Source organism: Natronobacillus azotifigens (assembly GCF_026805325.1).
GTDB classification, from domain to species: domain Bacteria; phylum Bacillota; class Bacilli; order Bacillales; family Amphibacillaceae; genus Natronobacillus; species Natronobacillus azotifigens.
The window spans coordinates 1-26,290 of the sequence record NZ_JAPRAT010000033.1; the positions used below are offsets into that span (position 1 = coordinate 1).

The 26,290-nt window shown below is 39.1% G+C and carries 22 protein-coding genes and 2 riboswitches; of the genes, 21 read left to right on the forward strand and 1 reads right to left on the reverse strand.

What is annotated here, in order from left to right; all coding sequences use genetic code 11:
- The first annotated feature begins 96 nt into the window (after positions 1–96).
- The 3 genes from OWO01_RS13935 (at position 97) to OWO01_RS13945 (ending at position 6,497) form a co-directional block, all read left to right on the forward strand.
- Positions 97–798, forward strand: coding sequence for an ABC transporter ATP-binding protein (locus OWO01_RS13935; protein ID WP_268781074.1), 702 nt, complete (start codon positions 97–99; stop codon positions 796–798).
- A gap of 14 nt (positions 799–812) precedes the next feature.
- Positions 813–4,262, forward strand: a complete 3,450-nt coding sequence (locus OWO01_RS13940; RefSeq protein ID WP_268781075.1) for an FtsX-like permease family protein — start codon at positions 813–815, stop codon at positions 4,260–4,262.
- A 713-nt stretch (positions 4,263–4,975) separates the two neighbouring features.
- Positions 4,976–5,077: riboswitch (purine riboswitch) on the forward strand.
- Positions 5,078–5,195: 118 nt separating this feature from the next.
- The gene (locus OWO01_RS13945) at positions 5,196–6,497 is read left to right on the forward strand and encodes an NCS2 family permease (protein WP_268781076.1); all 1,302 of its coding nucleotides are present in this window, start codon (positions 5,196–5,198) and stop codon (positions 6,495–6,497) included.
- A gap of 137 nt (positions 6,498–6,634) precedes the next feature.
- On the opposite strand, the gene OWO01_RS13950 is transcribed toward OWO01_RS13945, so the two are convergent.
- Positions 6,635–7,003, reverse strand: coding sequence for an Hsp20/alpha crystallin family protein (locus OWO01_RS13950; RefSeq protein WP_268781077.1), 369 nt, complete (start codon positions 7,001–7,003; stop codon positions 6,635–6,637).
- A 348-nt stretch (positions 7,004–7,351) separates the two neighbouring features.
- On the opposite strand from OWO01_RS13950, the gene OWO01_RS13955 reads away from it, so the two are divergent.
- From OWO01_RS13955 to OWO01_RS14040, 18 genes are all read left to right on the forward strand, one after another.
- Complete coding sequence (locus tag OWO01_RS13955) at positions 7,352–7,972, forward strand: DUF2179 domain-containing protein (RefSeq protein WP_268781078.1); 621 nt, start codon at positions 7,352–7,354, stop codon at positions 7,970–7,972.
- Complete coding sequence (locus OWO01_RS13960; protein ID WP_268781079.1) at positions 7,950–8,129, forward strand: NETI motif-containing protein; 180 nt, start codon at positions 7,950–7,952, stop codon at positions 8,127–8,129. The genes OWO01_RS13955 and OWO01_RS13960 overlap by 23 nt, the downstream gene beginning before the upstream one ends.
- Positions 8,130–8,206: 77 nt before the next feature.
- Positions 8,207–8,306, forward strand: a riboswitch (purine riboswitch).
- Positions 8,307–8,655: 349 nt separating this feature from the next.
- On the forward strand, positions 8,656–9,147 hold the full coding sequence (purE, locus tag OWO01_RS13965; protein WP_268781108.1) for a 5-(carboxyamino)imidazole ribonucleotide mutase: 492 nt from the start codon (positions 8,656–8,658) through the stop codon (positions 9,145–9,147).
- A complete protein-coding gene (gene purK / locus OWO01_RS13970) occupies positions 9,134–10,267 on the forward strand; it encodes a 5-(carboxyamino)imidazole ribonucleotide synthase (protein ID WP_268781080.1) in 1,134 nt (377 codons plus the stop codon). The genes purE and purK overlap by 14 nt, the downstream gene beginning before the upstream one ends.
- Positions 10,268–10,292: 25 nt before the next feature.
- Positions 10,293–11,588, forward strand: a complete 1,296-nt coding sequence (gene purB / locus OWO01_RS13975; RefSeq protein ID WP_268781081.1) for an adenylosuccinate lyase — start codon at positions 10,293–10,295, stop codon at positions 11,586–11,588.
- A gap of 534 nt (positions 11,589–12,122) precedes the next feature.
- Entirely contained in the window at positions 12,123–12,836 is a 714-nt protein-coding gene (gene purC / locus OWO01_RS13980) for a phosphoribosylaminoimidazolesuccinocarboxamide synthase (RefSeq protein ID WP_268781082.1), read from the forward strand.
- Positions 12,833–13,084, forward strand: coding sequence for a phosphoribosylformylglycinamidine synthase subunit PurS (gene purS, locus OWO01_RS13985; protein WP_268781083.1), 252 nt, complete (start codon positions 12,833–12,835; stop codon positions 13,082–13,084). The genes purC and purS overlap by 4 nt, the downstream gene beginning before the upstream one ends.
- Entirely contained in the window at positions 13,081–13,767 is a 687-nt protein-coding gene (gene purQ, locus OWO01_RS13990; RefSeq protein ID WP_268781084.1) for a phosphoribosylformylglycinamidine synthase subunit PurQ, read from the forward strand. Before purS ends, purQ begins: the two co-directional genes overlap by 4 nt.
- Entirely contained in the window at positions 13,751–15,979 is a 2,229-nt protein-coding gene (purL, locus tag OWO01_RS13995; RefSeq protein WP_268781085.1) for a phosphoribosylformylglycinamidine synthase subunit PurL, read from the forward strand. The genes purQ and purL overlap by 17 nt, the downstream gene beginning before the upstream one ends.
- Complete coding sequence (purF, locus tag OWO01_RS14000; RefSeq protein ID WP_268781086.1) at positions 15,955–17,367, forward strand: amidophosphoribosyltransferase; 1,413 nt, start codon at positions 15,955–15,957, stop codon at positions 17,365–17,367. The genes purL and purF overlap by 25 nt, the downstream gene beginning before the upstream one ends.
- Before the next feature lie 21 nt (positions 17,368–17,388).
- Positions 17,389–18,417: a phosphoribosylformylglycinamidine cyclo-ligase gene (gene purM, locus OWO01_RS14005; RefSeq protein WP_268781087.1), complete on the forward strand. Its 1,029-nt coding sequence runs from the start codon at positions 17,389–17,391 to the stop codon at positions 18,415–18,417.
- Entirely contained in the window at positions 18,410–18,979 is a 570-nt protein-coding gene (gene purN, locus OWO01_RS14010; RefSeq protein WP_268781088.1) for a phosphoribosylglycinamide formyltransferase, read from the forward strand. Before purM ends, purN begins: the two co-directional genes overlap by 8 nt.
- A 12-nt stretch (positions 18,980–18,991) precedes the next feature.
- Positions 18,992–20,527: a bifunctional phosphoribosylaminoimidazolecarboxamide formyltransferase/IMP cyclohydrolase gene (purH, locus tag OWO01_RS14015; RefSeq protein WP_268781089.1), complete on the forward strand. Its 1,536-nt coding sequence runs from the start codon at positions 18,992–18,994 to the stop codon at positions 20,525–20,527.
- 26 nt (positions 20,528–20,553) lie between these two features.
- Positions 20,554–21,807: a phosphoribosylamine--glycine ligase gene (gene purD, locus OWO01_RS14020; RefSeq protein WP_268781090.1), complete on the forward strand. Its 1,254-nt coding sequence runs from the start codon at positions 20,554–20,556 to the stop codon at positions 21,805–21,807.
- 279 nt (positions 21,808–22,086) lie between these two features.
- Entirely contained in the window at positions 22,087–22,881 is a 795-nt protein-coding gene (locus tag OWO01_RS14025; protein WP_268781091.1) for an ABC transporter ATP-binding protein, read from the forward strand.
- Positions 22,874–24,496, forward strand: a complete 1,623-nt coding sequence (locus OWO01_RS14030) for a hypothetical protein (protein ID WP_268781092.1) — start codon at positions 22,874–22,876, stop codon at positions 24,494–24,496. The genes OWO01_RS14025 and OWO01_RS14030 overlap by 8 nt, the downstream gene beginning before the upstream one ends.
- Before the next feature lie 35 nt (positions 24,497–24,531).
- Entirely contained in the window at positions 24,532–25,422 is an 891-nt protein-coding gene (locus tag OWO01_RS14035) for a glycoside hydrolase family 43 protein (RefSeq protein WP_268781093.1), read from the forward strand.
- 207 nt (positions 25,423–25,629) lie between these two features.
- Positions 25,630–25,992 (forward strand): VOC family protein, encoded by a 363-nt coding sequence (locus tag OWO01_RS14040; RefSeq protein WP_268781094.1) that lies wholly within the window; start codon positions 25,630–25,632, stop codon positions 25,990–25,992.
- Positions 25,993–26,290 lie beyond the last annotated feature (298 nt).

Sequence of the window (26,290 nt, forward strand, 5' to 3'; positions counted from 1 at the left end):
CTTGTAAGTCTGAACGACATTATATTTAGAAAAGTATAGTATAATAAGATAAAGAAAAATGAAGGGATCTTCGCTAGTGCTGAAAGGTGGATGTTTGTGAGTTATGTAAAAATGATTGAAGAATATAAAAGATATCAGATGGGCGAAAGTACAATTGTCGCTAATAATGGTATTAGTTTTGAAATAGAACAAGGTGAGTTTACGGTGATCTTAGGGCCAAGTGGTGCTGGAAAATCTACAGTACTGAATATTCTTGGTGGGATGGATAAACCAGATGAAGGGCAAGTCCTTATTGATGGAATAGATATTGCAACCTACACGTCCAAACAGTTGACCAAATATCGTCGTGATGATGTTGGTTTTGTTTTTCAATTTTATAATTTGGTTCCGAATTTAACAGCAAAAGAAAATGTAGAACTGGCAACACAAATATCTCCGAATGCGTTAGATGTTGACAAAGTATTAGCGGATGTAGGGTTGAGTGATCGAGTCGATAATTTTCCGTCCCAATTATCAGGGGGAGAGCAACAACGGGTTGCGATTGCGCGTGCGCTAGCTAAAAATCCGAAACTATTACTTTGTGATGAACCTACGGGAGCGTTAGATTATGAAACAGGAAAGCAAATTTTAAAATTATTACAAGAAACTGCACGAAATACTGGAACGACTGTTATTGTTATCACACATAATTCCGCAATCGCTCCGATGGCTGACCGCGTTATTTATATTAATGACGCGAAAGTCCGTGATACTATTCTGAATCCTAAACCACGCTCTGTGGATCAGATCGAATGGTAATGGGGGAAAAGAAGATGGCGAAAAACACGGCGCTAACAAAAATTATTTTCAAAGAAATCGTAACCTCAAAAGCTCGATTTTTATCCATATTATTTTTAATCCTTTTAGGAGTTAGTTTTTTTGCAGGATTGCAAGCTTCTGGACCTAATATGCTGAATACGGCAAATCAGTATTATGAGGATCAGCATTTCATGGATGCTCGGATCCAGTCCACCCTTGGATTAGAAGAAGAGGATTTGAACTTACTAGCAGCATATGAACCTGTGGCGCGGATCGAGGCAGGGTACAGTCAAGATGTGCTAGCAGGATCGAACCGTCTCGTAATGAGGGTTTTTAGTTATCATCCGGAGCAGGAACTAAATCAATATGTGACGAAAAGTGGAAGGCTACCAGAAAACAGTGGAGAAATTGCATTAGATAATCGTGAATTAATGCGAGATCGCTATGAAATTGGCGATACGATTCATTTGTTTTCTGATTCTAGTGATAGTGATTTAACGGAGCAGTTTAAACATACAGAATACACGGTAGTTGGTTTTGTCAACAGTCCGATGTATATTACCGAAGATCAGCGCGGCAGTACAACCGTCGGCCGAGGAACTTTAGATGCATTTGGTGTTATTTTAGAAGAAGACTTTGATCTACCTGTTTATACAGATGCTTATTTAACTTTCTCCGACCTTGCAGGGATAGATACCTATAGTGATGTCTATCAAGAAAAAGCAAGAGAACATCAAGCGGAATTAGAGAGACAATTGGAGGAACATGCGCCAGAACGTTTCCGAGAATTGCGAGAAGAAATAGAAGAGGCGTTAACAGAAGCGGAACAAGAGATAGCGGAAGGTCAAGCAGAACTAGCAGATGCGGAAGCGGAATTGGATGATGCAAGAGAGCAAATTGAACAAGGTTATCAGGAAATAGAGCAAGCAGAACAAGAATTAGCCGATGCGAAAATAGAGTTAGAAGAAGGCGAACAAGCGTATCAAGACAATTTAGCTTTGTTTGAAGCGGAAATTGCTCAAGCAGAGCAAGAAATAGAAGAGGCAGAGCAAAGGTTGGAGCGAGAGCAAGCGGAACTGTCAAATCAGCGAGCGATAATAATGGATGGATTCCGGGAACTTGGATCTGCCGAAGCTGAAATAGATGCTCAGCGCCAAACATTAGAAAATCAAATCGAACGCATTACAACTGTGCAACAACAACTCGAATCGATTTTTGCTGTCTCCCCTGATCAAATACCTGAGGAGACTCGGGAAGAAATAATTGAGCAGACAAATAACATTCCACTAGGTGATGTAACACTTGGAGAATTGCTAACGGGCTATTTTGAAGGAACAATTAGCGATACAATGATTGAACAAGCGATGGCGGAAGTGATGGCTGAACTGGAATCTGGTTTGGAACAGCTTGATTCAGCAGAAGCGGAATTAGCAAGGCAAGAACAAGAACTACTTGCTGGCCGAGAAGCGTTAGAGGCTGGACAAAGAGAACTAGATCAAGCACAGGAACAATTAGCGGCTGAAGCTGTTCGATTAGCAGAAGAAAAAGCATCCGGTGAAGCAGAGTTAGATCAGGCATATCAAGATCTACAAGCTGGTATCCGTGAATATGAGGAAGGTCTTGCAACACTGGAAGATGAAAGAGCGACGTTAGAGGAAGCAGAAGCTGCGTATCAAGAAGGATTAGCTGAGTTTGAGGAAGAACAGCAATCTGCATTAGAAGAAATAACGGAAGCAGAAGCAGAGATTGAGGACGCGCGAGATGAGTTGAGCGAATTAGAAGAACCAACGTATTACGTAACGTCACGGGAAGATAATGCTGCGTTTGTTGAATATGCGGATAATGCGGATCGTTTATCGGCGTTAGCTACTATTTTTCCTGGTGTGTTCTTTGCGATTGCCGCATTGGTAACCTTAACGACAATTACGAGAATGATTGAAGAACAACGGGGAGAAATTGGGACACTAAAAGCATTAGGGTATACAAACTGGCAAGTCTCACTAAAATATTATTTGTATGCGATTTTAGCAAGTGCACTCGGTACGGTATTAGGGCTAATTCTAGGCTATCAACTGTTTCCGAGAATCATCTATAATGCATATCGGATTTTGTATAATTTACCAGACTTAATCGTCTCAAGTTACCTATTCTACACGCTCTTATCTGCAGCTATTGCATTAACGTGTACAATCGTAACAGCATGGGCTGTTTTGCGAAAGGATTTAAAAAGTTCACCATCTGTATTGATGCGTCCGAAAGCACCGAAAATAGGAAAACGAATTCTACTCGAGCGGATAACGCCATTATGGAATCGGTTGAATTTTATTGAAAAAGTTACCGCAAGAAACTTGTTCCGTTATAAGCAAAGAATGCTCATGACCGTTTTTGGTATTGCTGGTTGTGCAGCTCTGATTGTAACAGGTTTTGGGTTAAAAGGTGCGGTAGAAGGATTAACTTCCTTGCAATATGGCGATGTGATCAAGTACGATGCAATGGTCGTGTTTGATCAAGATACTTATGAAGGTGCGGAGGAAGAATACGAGCAGTTCATTCAAAATCAATCTGAAATTGATCAGCGGTTAGCTGTGTATCAGGAGTCGTTTGAAGTTCGGGAGCCTGGCTACAACATTCAAGAAGTTTATCTCATGGTTCCAGAAACGCCAGCTTCCTTTACTGATTTTGTTTCATTAATGGATCGTCGTTCTGAAGAAACGTATGAATTATCCAATGATGGTGCGATCGTTACCGAAAAACTTGCAGATCTTTTTGGTCTACAAGCAGGTGATTCAATCGAATTGACCGATACAGATAATGAAGTATATCAAGTGAACATTGCTCAAGTAGTGGAGAATTATACCGGTCATTATTTGTATTTGACGGAGGATACGTATCAAGCTACTTTTGGAGAAGAGTTGCCAACATTTAATGCCGATCTTTTAATTTATGATCAGGAGAGAACTTGGGAAGACCAATTGTCTGAACAATTAACCCAACAAGACAAAGTTTTAACAACTTCTTTTAATTCTACGATTATTAATACGTTTGACGATTCGATGGAAAGTTTAAATATTGTTGTGGTTGTTCTTATCATCTCCGCAGCAATATTAGCGTTTATTGTTCTGTACAATTTAACGAATATTAATGTGTCGGAGCGGATTCGTGAATTATCTACTATTAAAGTACTTGGTTTTTATGATCGTGAAGTAACGATGTATATCTATCGAGAGAATATCATTTTAACTTTAATGGGCATTGTAGTCGGCGCCGGCATTGGGCGGTTGCTTCACGTCTTTGTACTCGATACAGCGTCGATGGATAATATGATGTTTAACCCTTCATTACACTGGACCAGTTATGTATATGCAGCGATCCTAACCGTTGTCTTTTCGACTGTTGTAATGGGCATCATGCATAGAAAATTAAAGGGAGTAGACATGATCGAGGCATTAAAATCGAATGAATAAACAAATAAACAGTGAAGTTTATTTGTAGTAAGAGCTCGTACTATTTTTTAATTATAGTTTGATCTGATGGTTGCTTTCCCTGATTTTTCTTACAAGATAAGAAAGAATATAGAGGGAGTTTAAAAAATTTTGGCTATATAGTGGTATTTAAGGTGTTTTATCATTAAATAGATGCAATAGATTTTGTAATTTCTCAGAGGTCATTGTTTTAAAAAACATTTGGGAATGCGGTTACTCGTCCCATCGAAAATACTTGGTGTTACCTAAGATTCGTCGCGTATTCCCTTATGCTTCCTAATGAAAAAAGATATCTTCTTCTTGATTTCGTTCTTAAAAATATGTGAGAACGGAAGTGAAAGACTGCGACTCCAACGGGATGAGCGAATCTCTCTGATGGGAGGAGTAATCGCAGTCCCACGAGTCCGAAGATCCACTTGGTAAAGTGCTTTTCTTTACCAAGTTAGCTGAGGCCGCGCCTGTGGAAAGCGAGCGTCTGTAACTGGAGTGCCACTCAGACACAAAAAAAGGTTTAAAGCCCGTGTGAAATCCCTGTTTTTTTATAGTGAAGAAGTGTAAATAGAAAAATATGAACCTTTAAACCAAAAATATACAACATTTCTGAAACATAACCGAACGTTGGTTGTGTTTTTTTGTTTAACATTCGTTTTTAGGGTTGACGTGGGCAATATTCCTTAGTATGATAAAAAAGTAATGAAAATAATAGAACAATTCGTCGTATAATCTTGAGAATAAGGCTCTAGAGTTTCTACCTGACCACCGTAAATGGTCTGACTACGCAGAAGAATAGAAGGAATTATACTATCTATTTATTTATCTTTCATCTATTTCAATCTTCTGACTAGTGAGGTGCACTCTTGATCCGACCGATTAAGTGTGTGCTTTTTTTCGCGACGAAAAGAAGGGAAGAGGAAAATGAAGAAGTTTTTTGAATTTGATCAATTAGGAACAAATTATCGTACCGAGTTTCTTGCAGGTTTAACAACGTTCTTATCAATGGCTTACATTTTGTTTGTCAATCCAAACACATTAGCAGCTGAAGGTACAGGTATGGATCGTGATGCAGTATTTGCAGCGACAGCATTAGCTGCTGCAATCGCTACATTAATCATGGCATTATATGCAAAGTATCCAATTGCATTAGCACCGGGTATGGGATTGAACGCGTTTTTTGCTTATAGTGTGGTTCTTGGGGAAGGTATCCCTTGGGAGACAGCATTAAGTGCTGTTTTAGTTTCTGGTCTTATTTTTGTTGTTTTATCGCTTTCTGGAATTCGTGAAAAAATTATTAATGCAATTCCTCCAACACTTAAATTAGCTGTAGGAGCAGGTATCGGTTTGTTTATCGCATTTATTGGTTTCCAAAATGCTGGAATTATCGTTGGCTATGATGCAACGTTGGTTGCGCTTGGAGACTTTACACATGGTCCTACTTTGTTAGCAATTTTCGGATTAATCGTTACCGTTATTCTGATTACGTTAAAAATACATGGTGGTATTTTCTACGGAATGGTAATCACATCAATTGTTGGAATTATCTTTGGATTAATCGATATGCCAACTGCAATCGTAAGTGGAGCACCTGACTTATCGCCAACGTTTGGTCAAGCATTTATGAATTTAGGTGACTTATTTAACTGGCAAATGGTTACGATCGTCTTAACATTCTTATTCGTTGACTTCTTTGATACTGCAGGTACATTAGTAGCTGTAGCAGAAAAAGCAGGTCTAATGAAAGATAATAAATTACCACGTGCTGGTAAAGCGCTAATGGCAGATTCATCTGCAACGGTAATTGGTGCTACCCTAGGTACATCAACAACTACGGCATATGTAGAGTCTGCAACAGGGGTTAGTGTTGGTGGTCGTTCAGGATTTACATCATTAATTACGGCTGGATTTTTCTTGTTAGCTTTATTCTTCTCTCCGTTATTAAACGTAGTAACAGAAGCAGTTACTGCTCCGGCTTTAATTATTGTAGGAATTATGATGGCTTCCACGTTAAAAGAGATCGACTGGGATGTATTTGAAATTGCAGTCCCTGCATTCTTCACTGTAATCATGATGCCATTGGCATACAGTATTGCAGACGGTATTGCAATCGGATTTATCTTCTACCCAATTACAATGGTAGCAACAGGTAAAGCGAAAAAAGTTAGCCCAATTATGTGGTTCTTGTTTGTTGTCTTTATTCTTTACTTTGTCTTCTTAGCTTAAATATAACCGTATAAAAAACCATGCATGCTCGATCTTAATGATCCGCAGTGCATGGTTTTTTCATTATTTTGATCTTCTAAAACATGCATATGTTGATTTACTTTCTCAAAATTCTTCTATGAAAACCGTTTAAGTTGCTAGTCTTTTTGATTCAATCGATAAAGACGTAAGACTAATAATCCTTCGTGGTATCGTCCGCCTATTTTATCCCGCTCCACTGGAAAAGGTAAAGCGATTTTCTGGTTTAATGGATGATGTTTTTCCATATCCGATTCATTCGTATTTTTCCGTGTAACCTCTCCTGTGATTTGTAAGTAATGATCATAAACATCTATCGTCATGTCATTAACTGCTTGGACATCGGGTAAGCTAACATAACAAGTTATTTCTTTATTTTCTTGAAAAAGTTTTGTTTTTGGAACGGGTGGCTTGATCAGAATATCATCAAATTCACTCCAAAATTGATGATCTTCACTTTCAAGACTTTGCGTTTCTTCTGCTTGCATAAATACTCCTCCTAAAATTAAGTTAATTTATCTTGGAGCAACCGTCCGTAAGACTCCCACTTCAAAACAAGGAGACTACCAAGTTGTGTAAGTGGGAGTAACGGCCGCTAGCACCCCGAATGGTTCAACTAACAATCAGTGGGGGGATAGCTAAAACCCCCACTGATTGAAGTTTCACTTTATCCTATAAATGGGGGGGATATAAGGCGTAATTACTAAAGATAGTGTATGCCTACCCAAATGAAGAGGTGCAGATGAAACGTTCTTTTCAACAATCTGCATTACTTCTCACAGTGTTCACAATCATGTACAATAAAAGATACGATGATGTAATGATGGAGGTATTTGATGTTAGAAAATGCAATAGTTGTAATTGGTATTATTTTAGCAATTAATATCATTTATGTATCGTTTGCTACAATCCGGGTGATTTTAACGTTAAAAGGAAAAACCTATGTAGCGGCAGCGATTGGTACGTTTGAAATTATGATTTATACACTAGGTTTAGGACTCGTATTGGATAACTTAGATCGAATCGAAAATTTACTCGCCTATGGTCTAGGTTATGGGATCGGGGTCATTGTAGGTTCCCGAATAGAGGAAAAGCTTGCCTTAGGCTATATTACGGTTAATGTGATTTCTTCAGATCCTGATATTACTTTCACAAAACAACTCCGCGAAAAAGGGTATGGCGTGACAAGTTGGTACGCATATGGAATGGATGGGGATCGTTTATCGATGCAAATTTTAACACCGCGGAAATATGAGTTAAGTTTATATGAAACGATTAAGACGATTGACCCGAAAGCATTTATTATTTCCTATGAGCCGAAACAAATAAACGGAGGATTCTGGGTAAAACAAGTAAAGAAAGCGAGGATCAAAAAAAGTGCCGAACAACAAGAGGCAATCAAAGCAGAAGAAACCATCGAAGAAACGATTTCAGATGGAGGAAAAGGAAACGATTGATGAATGTCTGGAACGAATAAAAAAAGCAGGTTATCTTCCAGTAAGAAGAACAGAAAAACCTATTTTTCAAACAACAGAAAAAACAGGAGTGAACCATGTAGAACCAATTGCTAAGCAAATCATTTTTGATACAGTTTTAGCTAAAGACGAACATTAATTACAAAGTGCATTTTATTGTTCGATTTTTATTGACGTTTAAGGCTTTCCTTGGTATCATTAACATGCAGTGAAAAGCTTATCAATTGAAACTTACCTCATATAATTTTGAGAATACGGCTCAAGCGTTTCTACCCGTTACCGTAAATAACGGACTATGAGGGAAGATGAAATATTGTAACATTGATCTATGGAGTAAATCATTTTTATTTCTAAACTGAAGGGTTCGTGATAAATCATTTTATAATGGTTTTTGAACACGAAACAGTGAAGATTTTATAAAAAATATCACATAGATGAATGTTGCAATGTTATTTGTTTTGTATGGTTTCTCCATATAAAATGTGAGATATGCGGTTCGGGGAGCTTGCTCTTCAAACGGCTATTTCTTTGGCGCTATGAATGTTATTGCCTATTCATCTTCTCTCTTTTATTAGAGGATGAATAGGCATTTTTTGTAGATTTTTTCATACAGACGAAGAGAAAAAGGATTGGCTAAAAAATATAAGAAAGAAAAGGGGAGAATCATGGCTCAAGTAGGTATTATTATGGGAAGTATTTCAGATTGGGAAACGATGGAACATACTTGTAAGGTCCTTGATCAACTAGAGGTTGCGTATCAAAAAGAGGTAATCTCTGCCCATCGAACTCCGGAAGATATGTTTACATATGCAGAACAAGCTCGCGAGAAGGGTCTGAAGGTCATCATTGCAGGAGCTGGTGGTGCAGCACACTTACCTGGAATGGTAGCCGCAAAAACCACCCTACCTGTAATTGGAGTGCCAGTGCAATCAAAGGCTTTAAATGGATTGGATTCCTTACTATCCATTGTACAAATGCCTGGTGGTGTACCTGTTGCGACAGTAGCAATTGGTACTGCAGGAGCTAAAAATGCCGGCATTCTGGCTGCGCAAATGATTGGTGCATTTGATGAAACTGTAGCAGAACGTTTAGCAAATTATCAAAACGAAATGAAACAGAATGTAGCAGAAATGAGGGACGAACTTGCAAACAAATAGATTATTGTTTGGTGCAACGATCGGAATCATCGGGGGAGGACAATTAGGTCGGATGATGGCGACAACAGCTCGTCACATGGGCTATCGAATTGTAGTGCTTGATCCAACGCCTAACTGCCCTGCTGGTCAACTTGCGGATGATCAAATTATCGCCGCTTATGATGATCTTTCCGCTGTGAAACAATTAGCAGAAAAAAGTGACGTAGTAACTTATGAATTTGAAAATGTTGATTTACAAGCCGCAACATATTTAGAAGAAGCAGGTATCTTACCACAAGGAGCAAATTCATTAGCCATCACCCAAGATCGTGAAAAAGAAAAACAAGCAATGGTTGATAGTGGACAGTCCGTTGCGCCATTTGCGATTATCCAATCCAAGGATGAGTTGAATAAAGCAGTTGAAACGATCGGCTTTCCAGCGGTTGTAAAAACATGTCGTGGTGGATATGATGGCAAAGGACAAGTGAAGCTAAGCTCAGCCGATGATTTAGCGGAAGCAGAACAGTTATTAGCAAAAAGTGAACGATTAATCTATGAAGCTTGGATTGCTTTTGATAAAGAAATATCGATTGTGTTCACAAGAGGTATAGATGGTTCGATTCAGTATTTCCCGATCGGAGAAAATATCCACCGAGATCATATTCTTCATACAACGATTGTGCCGGCAAAAGTATCAAATACTGTGAAGACCAAAGCGCATCAAGCGGTTCAAGCCATTGCGGAAACGATTAATGTGGTCGGGACATTTGCGATCGAGCTTTTTGTCCGGGGGGATAACATCTACATCAATGAACTTGCGCCACGTCCGCATAATTCTGGGCACTATACAATAGAAGCGTGCAATGTATCACAGTTTGAACAACACGTTCGGGCCATTTGTGGATTGCCATTATTACCTGTCTATTTTCATGGTGCATCTGTTATGGTGAATTTACTGGGGCAAGATGTTGCGTCATTCTTTGAAGAGATACATCAAGATGAGAATACAGGACACATTCATATGTATGGGAAAGATAAAATGGCTCCGAAACGAAAAATGGGTCATGTTACATATGTCGCGAACGACCGAGAAGAATTAGTACAAAACTTACTACAAAAACAAATGATTGAAATTGAATAGAGACAGTTATTAGGAGGAAAACAAAATGATTGAACGTTATACAAGACCTGAGATGGGTGCAATTTGGACAGATGAAAATCGTTATAACGCGTGGTTAGAAGTAGAAATCCTTGCTTGTGAAGCGTGGAGTGAATTAGGAATTATTCCAAAAGAAGATGTTGTAAACATACGTAAAGGCGCTTCTTTTAACATCGAACGAATCCTAGAGATTGAAGAAGAAACACGTCATGACGTGGTTGCATTCACCCGTGCTGTATCGGAAACACTTGGTGAAGAAAAGAAATGGGTGCATTACGGTCTTACATCCACAGATGTTGTCGATACTGCGCTATCTTACTTATTAAAACAAGCAAATGATATTATTCGTCGGGATATTGAACAATTTATTGAAATCTTAAAAAATAAAGCAATCGAACACAAACATACCGTAATGATGGGAAGAACGCATGGTGTTCACGCAGAACCGACAACATTCGGCCTAAAGATGGCACTTTGGTATGAAGAAATGAAACGAAACTTGGAACGTTTTAATGCAGCGAGCAAAGTCATTGAAACAGGGAAATTATCAGGAGCGGTTGGAACATATGCGAATATTGATCCATTTGTTGAAGAATATGTGTGTGAAAAGCTAGGACTTCAAGCTGCACCAGTTTCTACGCAAACCTTACAACGTGATCGACATGCGCAATACTTAGGAGCACTAGCTTTAGTTGCAACATCAATTGAAAAATTCGCAACAGAAATCCGTGGTTTACAAAAAACAGAAACACGGGAAGTAGAAGAGTTCTTTGCGAAAGGGCAAAAAGGCTCTTCGGCAATGCCACATAAACGAAATCCAATTGGCTCGGAAAACATGACGGGAATGGCACGTGTCATTCGTGGTTACATGATGACAGCTTATGAAAATGTTTCTTTATGGCATGAACGTGATATTTCTCATTCATCTGCTGAACGTGTTATTTTACCAGATGCGACGATTGCACTGAACTATATGCTAACTCGTTTTAGTAACATCGTGAAAAATTTAACCGTGTTCCCTGATAACATGAAGCGTAATATCGATCGTACGTATGGGGTGATTTTCTCACAACGTGTTTTATTATCATTAATTGATCAAGGAATGAGTCGAGAAGAAGCATACGATATCGTTCAACCAAATGCAATGAAAGCATGGGAAACAGCAACACATTTCCGTACATTGATTGAACAAGAAGAAAAGATCACTTCAACATTAACAGAAAAACAAATCGAAGCATGTTTTGATTATACGTATCACTTGAAGAACGTCGATAATATTTTCAAAAAAATTGGCTTACAGTAAAAAGTCAGTAAAAATTCTTTGGGACATTACTTCATTAAAGACAAGATAAGAAATTATAAGTTTTTTTGCTGATATACGAAGGGTTTAGAGCCTTTTATACTTGAAAAATATCAAAAAAGAATCCAAGAAAGAAAAAGAAATCCCGACTGCCGAAAAACATTTATTAAATTTGTATAGCGTGTCAAGAAGAGTAACAAATTCCTTGTGGGTGGTACGAGATTTTGATTGGATAACCAGGAGATTAAAGTCTTCCCCCATGTTTGAATGTGAAAATAGCTCAGGTGAAACAACACTGAAAGCTAGCTATGGAAGTACACGAAGACTCCAGTGGGAAAAGCGCGAGCTGAAGATCCACTCAGTAAAGAGTTTGTTGCTTTACTGAGTTAGCTGAAGCCGGGCCCACGGAAAGCGTAGTGTATTTCCATAGCGGTACGCTTTTCTACCATCGTTTTACGCTGTACACAAAGGTCTTAAAAGGATCGGGCGATTTTTCCCGGTTTTTCTTACACACAAAAATAAAAGGGGTGTTGCTTTTTGAAAGATCAACTCTTGTATGAAGGTAAAGCGAAACAAGTATATACGGTAACGGATGATCCGAACTTACTTGTGTTATCTTACAAAAATGACGCGACAGCATTTAATGGGGAAAAGAAGGCGAATTTTGCTGGGAAAGGTCGGTACAACAACTTGATCTCAGCGAAAGTATTTGACTTCTTACATGACCAAGGCGTGCCAAGTCATTTTAAAAAAGCACTAAATGATACGGAACAGTTGGTCGAACGAACCACCATTATTCCGTTAGAAGTAGTTGTTCGAAATGTAGCGGCTGGAAGTATTGTCCGCCGGTTAGGGATTAAAGAGAAAACAATCTTTGAACCAGCATTGGTTGAATTTTATTATAAAGATGACAAACTAGGCGATCCAATCATTAATGATGCGCATGCATTATGGCTAACTGATGCAACAGAACAAGAGTTGGCTGCAATCAAAGCAATGGCACAAGAAGTGAACGAAAAACTAAAAAAATTTTTTCAATCGATCTCGTTGCAACTGGTTGATTTTAAGCTTGAATTCGGTCGGAATCATTTAGGAGAAGTTATTTTATCGGATGAGGTATCTCCAGATACTTGTCGATTGTGGGATATCACATCTGGCGAGAAGATGGATAAAGATGTTTTTCGTGAAGATTTAGGCGATTTGATCCAAGTATATGACAAAATATTAAAGCGACTGGAGGCAGCAAAATGAAAAAAGTAAAAATTCATATCACGTTAAAAGAGGGTGTCCTTGACCCACAAGGAAAAGCAGTTCAAGGATCTTTAAATACATTAGGATATCAATCGGTGGAAGAAGTTCGTATTGGTAAGTATTTAGAATTAATTTTAGCTGATGATGCCAATGTTGAAGAGCAAGTGGAGGAAATGTGCAAAAAACTTCTTGCCAATCCAGTGATTGAGAATTATCAATATACGGTGGAGGAGGGCGTCACACAGTGAAATTTGCCGTGATTGTTTTCCCAGGATCCAACTGTGATCGTGATATGTACCATGCTGCCAAAGATGCTTTAGGTCAAGAAGCTGAACTGGTTTGGTATCAAGACGCAACAACACTTGAAAACTATGATGCTATTTTACTACCAGGCGGTTTCTCTTATGGCGATTATTTACGTTGTGGAGCAATTGCTTCTACGTCTGCTATGGTAAAAGAATTGCGTGTGCAAGCAGAAAAAGGTACACCAATTTTAGGTGTTTGCAATGGTTTTCAAATCTTACTAGAAGCTGGTCTGTTGCCAGGTGCATTATTGCGTAATAAAAATTTAAAATTCATGTGTCACCATGAAGGTCTGATTGTAAAAAATAATCGAACATTATTTACAACAGATTACGAACAAGAAGAAGAGATTTCGATCCCGATTGCTCATGGAGAAGGAAACTATTTCTGTGATCCGCAAACATTGGAGCAATTGAAAGCAAATAATCAAATCGTCTTTACGTATAGTAATAATCCCAATGGTTCGATTGAAGATATTGCAGGCATTATCAACGAACAAGGAAACGTATTAGGCATGATGCCACACCCAGAACGAGCAACTGAAGATATTTTAGGTAGTGCTGACGGCTTAAAATTATTCACATCAATGCTGAAAAATTGGAGGGAATCATATGTTGCAGGCGCTTGAGGTTACACCAGAAGTGATTGAAGCAGAAAAGCATTATCGGGAAATGGGACTAACAGACGAAGAGTATCAATCGATCGTTCGTATTCTTGGTAGACGTCCAAACTTCACCGAGACAGGTATTTTTTCTGTGATGTGGTCCGAGCATTGTAGTTACAAAACATCCAAGCCTCTGTTAAGGAAATTCCCAACCGAAGGACCACAAGTAATCCAAGGACCTGGGGAAGGTGCAGGGATTGTTGATATTGGTGATGGTCAGGCGGTAGCTTTTAAAGTAGAAAGTCATAATCACCCTTCAGCAGTAGAGCCATATCAAGGTGCGGCTACTGGTGTAGGTGGAATTATTCGTGATATCTTTTCGATGGGTGCTCGCCCAATTGCTGTCCTGAACTCCTTGCGTTTTGGGCAACTTACTACTGGTCGTGTCAAGTATTTATTCGATGAAGTCGTTCATGGTATTGCAGGCTACGGAAATTGCGTTGGTGTTCCAACTGTTGGTGGCGAGGTTCAGTTTGATGATTGTTATGAAGGAAACCCGCTCGTCAATGCGATGTGTGTGGGCTTAATCGATCAAAAAGATATTCAAAAAGGGATTGCAGCAGGATTGGGCAATACCGTATTATATGTAGGTTCAAAAACAGGCCGTGATGGTATTCATGGTGCGACTTTTGCTTCAGAAGATCTAACCGAAGACTCTGAATCAAAACGTTCCAATGTTCAAGTGGGCGATCCATTCATGGAAAAACTACTAATCGAAGCTTGTTTAGAAGCAATAAATTGCGATGCTTTGGTCGGAATGCAAGATATGGGCGCTGCTGGTTTAACGTCGTCTGCAAGTGAGATGGCAAGTAAAGCAGGCATGGGGATGGAAATGAACTTAGATAGAATTCCACAACGAGAAGACAACATGACAGCATATGAAATGATGCTTTCCGAGTCTCAAGAGAGAATGTTGCTTGTCGTGGAGAAGGGTCGCGAACAAGAGATCATATCCATTTTTGAAAAATATGACTTAGAAGCGGTTGCTGTTGGTAAGGTAACAGATGATAAACAATTTCGATTGTTGCACAATGGCGATGTAGTTTGTGATATTCCTGTTGATTCTTTAGCAGAAGATGCACCGGTTTATCATAAACCATCAAAAGTACCTGCTTATTACGAAAAATTTCAAGCAATGCCAACTTATCAACCGAAAGTTACCGATCATGAACTTATGCTGGAAACATTGTTAGCACAACCAACGATTGCGAGCAAAGAATATGTCTATGATCAGTATGATTCAATGGTGCAAGCTAATACTGCTGTAGCACCAGGATCGGATGCTGCTGTTATTCGAATTCGTGATTATGATAAAGCACTGGCGATCACTACCGATTGTAATTCTCGTTACATTTACTTAGATCCAGAAGTTGGCGGTCAAATTGCAGTAGCAGAAGCGGCACGAAATATTGTCTGTTCAGGTGCTAAGCCACTAGCATTAACGGATGGCTTGAATTTTGGAAATCCAGATAAACCAGAAAACTTCTGGCAAATGGAAAAAAGCGTGGATGGCATGAGTTCGGCTAGCTTGGTATTAAATACGCCAGTTATTAGTGGAAACGTATCTTTATATAACGAGTCAAACGGGCAAGCAATCTTCCCAACTCCAATTGTTGGTATGGTAGGATTGCATGCATCGGTTGCACATATTACTCCATCATTCTTCCGAGCAGAAGGAGATGCGATCTATTTAATTGGAGAAACGAATCCAGAATTCGGTGGAAGTGAACTACAAAACGTATTAGAGGGTGAATACTTCGGTAAAGCACCTGCACTTGATTTACAGGTAGAAAAAGAACGACAAGATCAACTATTAGCAGCAATTCAAGCTGGTATCGTGCAGTCTGCACATGATTTAGCAGAAGGTGGTCTAGCAGTTGCGGTAGCAGAGAGTCTATTCTCTAGCCAAGGACTTGGTGCTATCATTGAAGTTAGCGGAGATGCTACAACAGCGTTATATAGTGAAACACAATCACGCTTTTTAGTAACCGTAAAGCCAGGAGATCAAGCTGCTTTTGAAGAAAAAGTGGAAAATGCTATGATGATTGGTCGAGTGAATGCAACCGGAAAACTGCAAGTGAAACAAAACAACGATGATCTTATTCATCTAGCAGTGACAGATTTAGAAGCACGTTGGAAGGGAGCTATACCATGCTTGCTGAAATCAAAGGCTTAAATGAAGAATGTGGAGTGTTTGCGATCTGGGGTCATGAAAAAGCAGCGGAGATGACGTATTACGGTCTCCACGCCTTGCAACACCGTGGTCAAGAAGGTGCAGGTATTGTAACAAGTGATGGGAAAGAGCTCCATTTTCATAAAGGCAATGGTTTAATTACGGAAGTATTTCAAGAAGGACAAATCAATCGGCTAAAAGGAGATTCCGCGATTGGTCATGTTCGGTATGCAACACAAGGTGGTGGGGGCTATGAAAACGTTCAGCCCCTCGTATTCCGTTCACAGAAAAATAGTATGGCGCTTGCGCATAATGGAAATCTCGTCAATGCTTTTGCGTTAAAAAATCAGTTAGAGGCACAAGGAAGCATTTTACAAACTACTTCTGACACAGAAGTAATTGCTCACTTGATCAAAAGAAGCGGATATTTAGACATGGAAGAAGCAATCAAGCAATCGCTCGGTATGGTAAAAGGGGCGTATGCCTTCACCATTTTAACAGAGGACCAATTGTTTGTTGCGCTTGATCCTCGTGGTTTACGTCCACTTTCGATTGGTAAGCTTGGTGACGCTTATGTAGTAGCTTCAGAAACTTGCGCATTTGACCTGATCGGTGCAACCTACATTCGTGAAGTGAGTCCAGGCGAGTTAATAACGATAGATGCCGAAGGTCTTCGAACAACAACGTTTAGCTCACCGATGAAACGAACGCTATGTTCAATGGAATACGTATATTTTTCTCGCCCAGATAGCAACATTGATGGCTTGAATGTTCATGCTAGTCGTAAAAAAATGGGCAAACAATTAGCGAAAGAAGCATTTGTGGAAGCAGATGTCGTTACTGGTGTGCCGGACTCAAGTATTTCAGCAGCGATTGGGTTCTCAGAAGCAAGCGGTATTCCTTATGAACTAGGGTTGATTAAAAACCGTTATGTCGGAAGAACGTTTATTCAGCCTTCGCAAGAACTTCGTGAACAAGGGGTGAAAATGAAGCTGTCGCCTGTTCGCGGGATAGTCGAAGGAAAGCGTGTCATTATGGTTGATGATTCGATTGTTCGCGGTACAACAAGTCGGAGAATCGTAACCCTATTAAAAGAAGCGGGAGCGACGGAAGTGCACGTGCGTATTGCTTCCCCGCCGATCCAGAATCCATGTTTTTATGGAATTGATACGTCCACAACAGGCGAATTAATCGCAGCAAACTACTCGATCAATGAAATCCGGGAGCAAATTGGTGCAGATAGTTTATCCTTTTTATCGGTAGACGGATTAGAAAAGTCAATTATTACAGAAGCAGATTCCATGGAACACGGCATCTGTAACGCTTGTTTTACAGGGAATTATCCAACGGAAATCTATCCGAATACGCTTATTCCTGCATACAAAGACTGATCGTTTAAAGGAGCTAATGTCATGAGTGATATTTACAAAGATGCTGGTGTCGATGTACATGCTGGCTATCAAGCAGTGGAATTAATGAAGAAACATATCAAAAAAACAGATCGCCCAGAAGTAATTGGTGGTGTCGGTGCATTTGCTGGTTTGTTCGACTTGAGTAACTTTCGTTATGACGAACCAGTATTGGTATCTGGTACCGATGGTGTTGGAACGAAACTAAAGCTAGCCTTTGATTTAGATAAGCACGATACAGTAGGCATTGATTTGGTTGCCATGTGTGTGAATGATATTGTGGCCCAAGGTGCTGACCCGCTATTTTTCCTTGATTACATCGCTTGTGGAAAAAATAGTCCAGAGAAAATTGAACAGATTGTTAAAGGTATTTCAGATGGATGTGTGGAAAGTGGTAGTGCATTAATCGGTGGCGAAACAGCAGAAATGCCAGGCATGTACGGAGAAGAAGAATATGATCTAGCGGGATTTGTCGTTGGAATAGCAGATAAAAAAACGATTGTCACGGGTGAAACGATCACTGCTGGAGATAAAATTATTGGTCTAGCCTCAAGTGGGGTTCACTCGAATGGTTTTTCGTTAGTTCGTAAAATCATTGCTGATCAAGGGTTGAACTATCATGATACACCAGCAGAATTAGCAACATCACTAGGTGAGGCACTATTAACACCAACGAAAATTTATGTAAAAGCGATCCAACGTTTGAAATCAGATCTTACTATTAAAGGAATTAGTCATATTACTGGTGGAGGTTTCTATGAGAATATTCCACGAGCTTTACCAGAAAATCTTGGGGTGAACATTTATCAAGACAGCTGGAAAATGCCGAAGATTTTCCCTTACTTACAAAAACAAGCAGGGTTATCTTTTGTTGATATGTTCGGTGTTTTCAATATGGGGATTGGCATGGCTGTTGTCGTTGCAAGTCATGAAGTACCGTTAGCGATGCAATTATTAGAAGACCTCGGAGAAGAGGCCTATGTTATTGGAGAAGTAACCAATGAATCAGGGGTGAAGCTGGTCAATGGCTAATCCGAAGATTGCTGTTTTTGCGTCTGGAACAGGTAGTAACTATAATGCGATTATGCACGCGATTGAGTGTAAGGAACTTCATGCAGAAGTAGCACTACTTGTTTCTGATCAACCAACAGCAAAGGTGCTTGAAAAAGCAGAAAAGTATGAGACGGAGACATTTGTTTTTCAACCGAAAGACTATCCGAATAAAGCTTCGTTTGAATCAGCAATTTTGCAGGCTTTGCAACATGCGCAGGTGGAATGGCTTGTATTGGCTGGTTATATGCGTTTGGTTGGTAAGACATTATTGGAGCATTACGAGGGAAAAATCATTAACATTCATCCATCGCTTTTGCCAGCGTTTCCTGGCTTAGATGCGATTGGTCAAGCATTTCAAGCGGGGGTAAAGGTAAGTGGTGTGACGATTCATTTTGTTGATGAAGGGATGGACACTGGTTCAATTATTGCTCAACATCCTGTCTTAATCGAAGAAGGAATGTCTCGTGATGATTTACAGACTGCAATTCAAAAAGTAGAGCATAGTCTATACCCAAAAACCATCCAACAACTAATCAACTAGGGGGAATATGTTTTGAAAAAGAGAGCATTACTTAGTGTTTCTGATAAAAGTAATTTAGTAGGTTTTGCAAAAGGATTAATCGAGCTTGGTTATGAGTTAATTTCTACAGGTGGTACGTTGAAGGCGTTAAAAGATGCTGGCTTAGAAGCATTACCTGTTTCAGCGATTACAAATTTTGATGAGATTTTAGATGGACGAGTAAAAACACTTCACCCCTATATTCATGGCGGATTGTTAGCTCGTCGTGATGATTCTTCGCACATGGAGCAATTACAAACCCGTGACATTGCACCAATTGATGTGGTTGTCGTGAATTTATACCCATTCAAAGAAACGATTGCAAAAGAAGGTGTGACAGAAGCGGACGCGATTGAAAACATCGATATTGGTGGTCCAACAATGCTAAGGTCAGCCGCAAAAAATTTCCGTGATGTGACTGTTGTGGTTGATCCAACTGACTATGAATCGGTGCTAACGCAACTCGCTGAACAAGGTGGAACGGTTGATTTTCGTAAACAGTTAGCAGCAAAAGTTTTCCGTCATACGGCAAATTATGATGCGCTGATTTCCAATTACTTTGTAGATATTACAGGCTTAGAAGATCCAGAAACATTAACGGTTACCTATGAAAAAGTTCAGTCTTTACGTTATGGAGAAAATCCACATCAGAAAGCTGCTTTTTATCAAGAAGCAAATGGAAAAGGCGCGTCTATTGCCAATGCGAAACAACTGCATGGAAAAGAGCTTTCTTATAACAATATTCAGGATGCAAATGCAGCATTGGAAATTGTACTAGAATTCGGTGAACAACCAGCGGCCGTAGCAGTAAAACATATGAATCCATGTGGTGTTGGAATTGGTTCCACAACTGTTGAAGCTTTCCAAAAAGCATACGATGCTGATCCAATCTCGATCTTCGGTGGGATTGTTGCATTGAATCGTGAAGTAGATGCTGAAACAGCGAATCTATTAAAAGATATTTTCTTAGAAATTGTTATTGCACCGAGTTTTTCGAAAGAAGCTTTTGAGATCTTAACAGTGAAACCAAATATTCGTTTGCTAGAAACATCGATGGAAGTAAATGCAGCAGACAGACAAAAAGTCGTTAGCGTAATTGGTGGGCTACTTGTGCAAGGTCGTGATAATGGAACAGTAACAGCAGAAGATATCACCGTTGCGACGGATCGTCAACCAACAGCAGAAGAACTAGAAGAATTATTATTTGCTTGGAAAGTTGTTAAACATGTGAAATCCAATGCGATCGTGGTAGCGAAGGATAATCAGACAGTAGGTGTTGGTGCGGGACAAATGAACCGAGTTGGCGCAGCAGCGATCGCTTTTGAACAAGCAGGTGAAAAAGCCAATGGCGCGGTACTAGCATCTGATGCTTTCTTCCCGATGCCAGATACGGTAGAGAATGCAGCAAAAGCAGGAATCAAGGCGATCATTCAACCTGGTGGCTCGAAGCGCGATCAAGATTCGATTGATGAATGTAATAAGCACGGAATCGCAATGGTCATGACGGGAATGCGTCACTTTAAACATTAAATTCTAGTGTTCATTAGGAGGAAATTATGAAGGTTTTCGTGATCGGTAGTGGTGGACGTGAACATATGATCGTTCAAAAGCTAAAAGAAAGCAACCGTGTGGAACAAATTTATGTTGCACCGGGTAATGGTGGAATTGCGAAGGATGCAACCTGTGTGGACATCAAAGATGATGCGATTGAGGATTTAGTTGCTTTTGCCAAACAAACAGAGATAGATTGGACAATTGTTGGACCAGAAATTCCACTAACTCTGGGAGTTGTGGATGCTTTTCGGGCGGAAGGTTTACAAGTGTTCGGTCCGAATAAAGCAGCAGCGGTGATTGAAGGAAGTAAAGACTTCGCCAAGGCATTGATGTACAAATATGATATTCCTACAGCGAAATATCAGACATTCACAGATATCAATGAAGCAAAAACATATATTAAAGCAGAAGGTGCACCAATTGTTATTAAAGCAGACGGCCTAGCAGCTGGAAAAGGTGTTGTCGTTGCGATGACTGAAGCGGAGGCTTACGACGCAGTGGAAAGCATGCTTGTCGATAATCGTTTTGGTGATGCGGGTAGTCAAGTCGTAATTGAAGAATTTTTGGATGGAAAAGAATTCTCTTTATTCGCTTTTGTTGAGGGAGAGAAGGTTTACCCAATGATTCCTGCTCGTGACCACAAACGTGCTTTTGATGGTGATAAAGGACCAAATACTGGTGGTATGGGTGCATTCGCGCCAATACCAGATCTTGATCTTAATCATGTTACCTTCGCAGTAGAAAAAATAATCAAGCCAGTAGCAAAAGGGATGCAAAAAGAAGGCCGACCGTATACAGGAGTTTTGTATGCTGGACTAATAGAAACAACAGAAGGGCCTAAAGTAATTGAGTTTAATGCTCGCTTCGGTGATCCGGAAACGCAAGTAGTATTACCATTGTTAGAAAATGATTTGATCCAAGTAATTGAAGATGTATCAGCAGGAATTGATCCACAATTACGTTGGAAATCAGGTTATGCGATCGGTACGGTTGTAGCGGCAGCAGGATATCCAGACAACTATGAAAAAGGTGTCGAGCTACCGTTACTTGAAGAAGACGAAGCATGTTATGTAATTCATGCAGGAACGAAAAAAGGTGAAGATAGTGATTTCTATAGCAATGGAGGTCGTGTGTTACTCGTTGGTTCCGTTCAATCAACACCAGCACAAGCCCAAGCAGAAATCTATCGTTATTTAACTCGCTTCGATCAGACCGATCAATTTTTCTATCGAAAAGATATTGGTTTTACAAAATAATCATGGAAAAACGCTCACGGAAATGAACTACACCCCAAATGTTGTGTGTGCAACAATTGGGGTGTAGTTCATTTTCATGAGTGAGAGTAACGGACGCTAGCACCCTGAATGGTTCAAGGGCCTTTATGGCTAACAATCAGTGGGGGAATCCCTAAAAATCCCCACTGATTGAAGTTTTACTTTAACAAGAAATAGTTTAATTGTTGTCTATCTATTTCCGAAATGAGGTAGACGTGTTAGAGTTAAATAGATAACAAAAAAACAGGAAGGGATGATTGTTTGAGTCAAGAAAAAGTATTGCAAATTACTGATTTATCGATTAGTTTTACGGGAAAAGTTGTTCTCGATAAGATTAATTTAGAAGTGTATCGTGGCCAGATTATTGGTTACATTGGACCGAATGGTGCTGGGAAAAGTACGACAGTGAAGATAATCCTTGGTTTATTGGATCGATACCGAGGAAAGGTAGAAGTTTTTGGTGAAGATATTCGCAATAAAGGGAACGCTTACAAAAAAAGAATCGGTTATGTTCCAGAAAATGGGGAGATCTATGATGATCTAACCGCCTTTGAATATATTAGTTTTACTGGACAAATGTACGGAATGGAGCCAGAAGATATAAAAAATAAACTTATTAGGCTTTTGGAAAAGTTTGATATGGCAGAGTCTTTACATAAACGCGTTTCTACTTTTTCGAAAGGGATGAAACAAAAATTATTGATTATCTCGAGTTTAATTCATGATCCTGATTTAATTTTCTTTGATGAACCGTTAAGTGGGTTGGATGCTAATAGTGTAATGATTATTAAAGAGATGATGACAATATTGGCGGCTGAAGGCAAGACAATCTTTTACTCGTCGCACATCATGGATGTTGTAGAAAAGATTAGTAATCGAATTATTTTATTAGCGGATGGGAATGTAGTTGCAGATGGAACATTTGATCAGTTAAAAGAGAAAAATAAAGAAGGAACGCTAGAACAGATTTTTAATCAATTAACTGGTTTTGATCAACATGAGCAAATTGCAGCAGATATTGTTGCAGCGTTACATGGAGATGAGTCTAATGAATGATTTCATTACATTAAAAATTTTAGATCGATTTGCTGGATTGTTTCGTCTGTTATCTGTTGATTACCGTGCGATGCGACTAATTTTATCGTTTAAACTAACGATGGATAAACGTCGGGTTCCAACAATTATGCAAGGAGATAAACAAAAAGAGAATCCAATGTTAAGTGCGTTTGTAAAATCATTATTGCTTTACGCATTTTATGGCCTATTTCTTATTCCGTTTTTGGTGATCGGTGATAACTATTTGTTTCAAATGAGTATTGTTTTTGCAATTATCATGTTTATTTTGATGACATCAATGATCTCTGATTTTTCAGCCGTCTTATTAGATGTTCGAGACAAAGCGATTTTAGACACCAAACCTGTTACTGCAAGAACGATAAGTGTGGCTAAATTTGTGCATGTTGTGATATATATGACACAACTTACAGGAGCATTTCTACTTATCCCTTTTCTGATTGGGAGTGCGGTTAATGGTGTTCGGTTTTCTATTTTGTTTTTCTTTACGATTATCTTTGTCTCCTTATTCATCATTGTTTTAACAGCATTATTCTATATGTTTATCTTGCGTTTCTTTGATGGCGAACGACTGCGGGATATTATTAATTATATTCAAATATTTCTCTCTGTTGGGATCATTGTAGGGTATCAAGTATTGGTGAGGACATTTGAATTTGTGGATTACTCGTTCACACTCGATTTCTATTGGTGGCACTACCTACTTCCACCAATGTGGTTTAGCGGGTCTTTTGAATGGTTGTTACTTGGCAACAGTGAGACTTATATTGTTATATTTTCACTATTAGCTTTGTTTATTCCGATTTTTTCAATCGTACTATATATCTATTTAGTACCAACTTTCGAACGCAATTTGCAGAAATTACTGGCAAATAGCAAGGCGAAAAAACCGAAGAGAGCCCGTGTACAGCAATGGATAGCGAGAATCGCCACTGCTAGTGTAGAAGAAGAATCCATGTTTCGGTTTGCAAGCAAGATGCTTCGTAACGAACGAGATTTCAAGCTGAAAGTGTACCCCTCATTAGGACTTTCTCTTGTTTTTCCATTTATTATGATATTTAGTATGCGTGTTCCAGATCAAACGCCTAACTATACCTATAGCTATTTGTTTGCCTATTTTGTCGTGTTAATGATTCCAACTGTTGTGCATATGTTGAAGTATTCGAATAAATACAAAGGCGCGTGGCTGTATCGAATATTACCAGTTCAAGATCAGATGCTTTTTTATCGTGCTACATTAAAAGCATTTTTAATTCAAATTTTTCTGCCAATCACGCTTCTCATAGGGGTCATTTTTTCTGTGATTGCTGGGTTTGATCAAGTGATTCACTTTATCGTCATTACTTTGACGGGCTGGCTATTTACGATTGTTTGTTACCGATTGCTAAATAACCAACGTTACCCGTTCGCAAGCAATTTTTCGTTTGCACAGTCAGCAAACAGTGCGTATATGTTCTTGACCATGTTTTTGGTTGGATTTCTTGCATTTCTTCATTTTCTCATTCAGCTGATTCCTTATGGCATATATGGATTTGTTATTATTCTGATTGTCATTAACATCTTTACGTGGAAAAAAATATTGCCTAAGAAAGTGTGAGTTCTCAAAATATAAGAAAAACAAGGAGTGATGACATGCCAGCTTATTTATTTGCTCATTTCACAAGTGAACAAGCCGATGGAGAACAAGTCTATTTTAGTGTTAGTAAGGATGGACTGCATTTTGAAGACCTGAATCACGGAAAACCGATTCTTCGTTCACAAATCGGTGAGGAGGGTGTACGCGATCCATTTATTATTAGAGATCCAAACAAGGGGAAATTCTATTTAATCGCTACAGATCTCAGATTATCAAAAGGATTAGGTTGGCAACATGCGGTTGAATCAGGCAGTCTTGATTTGATTATTTGGGAATCTACTGATTTAATCAATTGGCAGGGACCAAATTCTGTGCATGTTGGGGTAGAAGGTGCAGGCAATGTATGGGCACCTGAAGCTATTTACGACCAAGCTGTCGGAAAGATTCTTGTATTCTGGGCTTCTCGTGTGGCAGGGAAACAACGGATGTATGCTAGCTATACAACGGACTTCGATAAATTTGAGAAGCCTTTTCTATTTATTGATCATAGTCATGATGTTATTGATACAACCATTGTTTATGATCAAGGTATGTATTATCGTTTTACGAAAAACGAACAAAATAGTCGGATCGTTATGGAAAAATCCGATCAGCTCACGGGCTCCTATGAGCGGGTTGAATCTGCAGTGTTAGATGGCTTAGAAGGAGTAGAAGGTCCAGAAATATACCCACTACCAGAGCAAGGGAAATGGTGCCTTATTGTAGATCGATTTAAAGAAGGTAAAGGTTATTTACCTTTGATAACAAGTGACTTAGCAAATGGTGAATTTCAGGTGCTTCGGGATGATCAATATCACTTTGGAAAAACAAAGAAAAGACACGGTGGTGTTTTGGAAATAAGTGATGAAGAATATCTTCGTTTGAAAGAAAAATTCTTAGTAGGGTGATTTGGTCAATAAGTTAAGGCAGCTACAATTATAGAAGGGTGTTCAAAAAGTCTTCGAATGATAAGCGGTGAGGTCCTCCGATGGCTCGTCTTCCAGTCCTCATATAGGGGGAAAACTTTCAAACTCGCACTTATAGTATAATGGATTCAAGTCTGAAGAGAAAAATCATATAGTAATAGATCTTTCACATCTGAAGGAGGATAATACATGATTCTAGGCATACATCACGCTCAAATTACTATTCCAAAAAATAGTGAGGAACAGGGTAAACAATTTTATTGCAATATATTAGGATTAAGAGAAATCGAAAAGCCTGATTCACTTAAAGGTCGAGGAGGTTTTTGGATACAAGTTGGCGATAAAGAAGTACATGTAGGTACAGAAGATGGTTTTGATCGGTTAACAACGAAATCGCATATCGCTTATCAGGTAGAAGATATTTCTCAATGGAAAAAAGTATTAGAAAAGCAGAATATAAAAATATTAGATTCTATTCCAATTCCGAACTATGAACGCTTTGAATTTAGAGACCCTTTTGGGAATAGAGTAGAAATGATCCAAGAAATCTAAAAAATTGGCACTTGTGTGGAAGTATTACCATTTGTTTTTGTTCCGAAAAGACTCCCCCTCAAAATGCATAGGACGTAACCGAAAAGACAGTTGACCACTCTTGGTCAACTGTCTTTTTTAAAAGAGAATGAGTGAACTTTTTATTTTTCTCAGTTTTCGTGACGAGCGGTTTTTAGCGGGTGTATGCGTAGAAGTCGCGAGCAAATCACGAAATCCGCACCCGAATTGTGAAAGTAGCACAAAATTCAAAACCACTTTTGAAACAGAATCCAGCACCCCCCTCCAGTTTCCATATGGT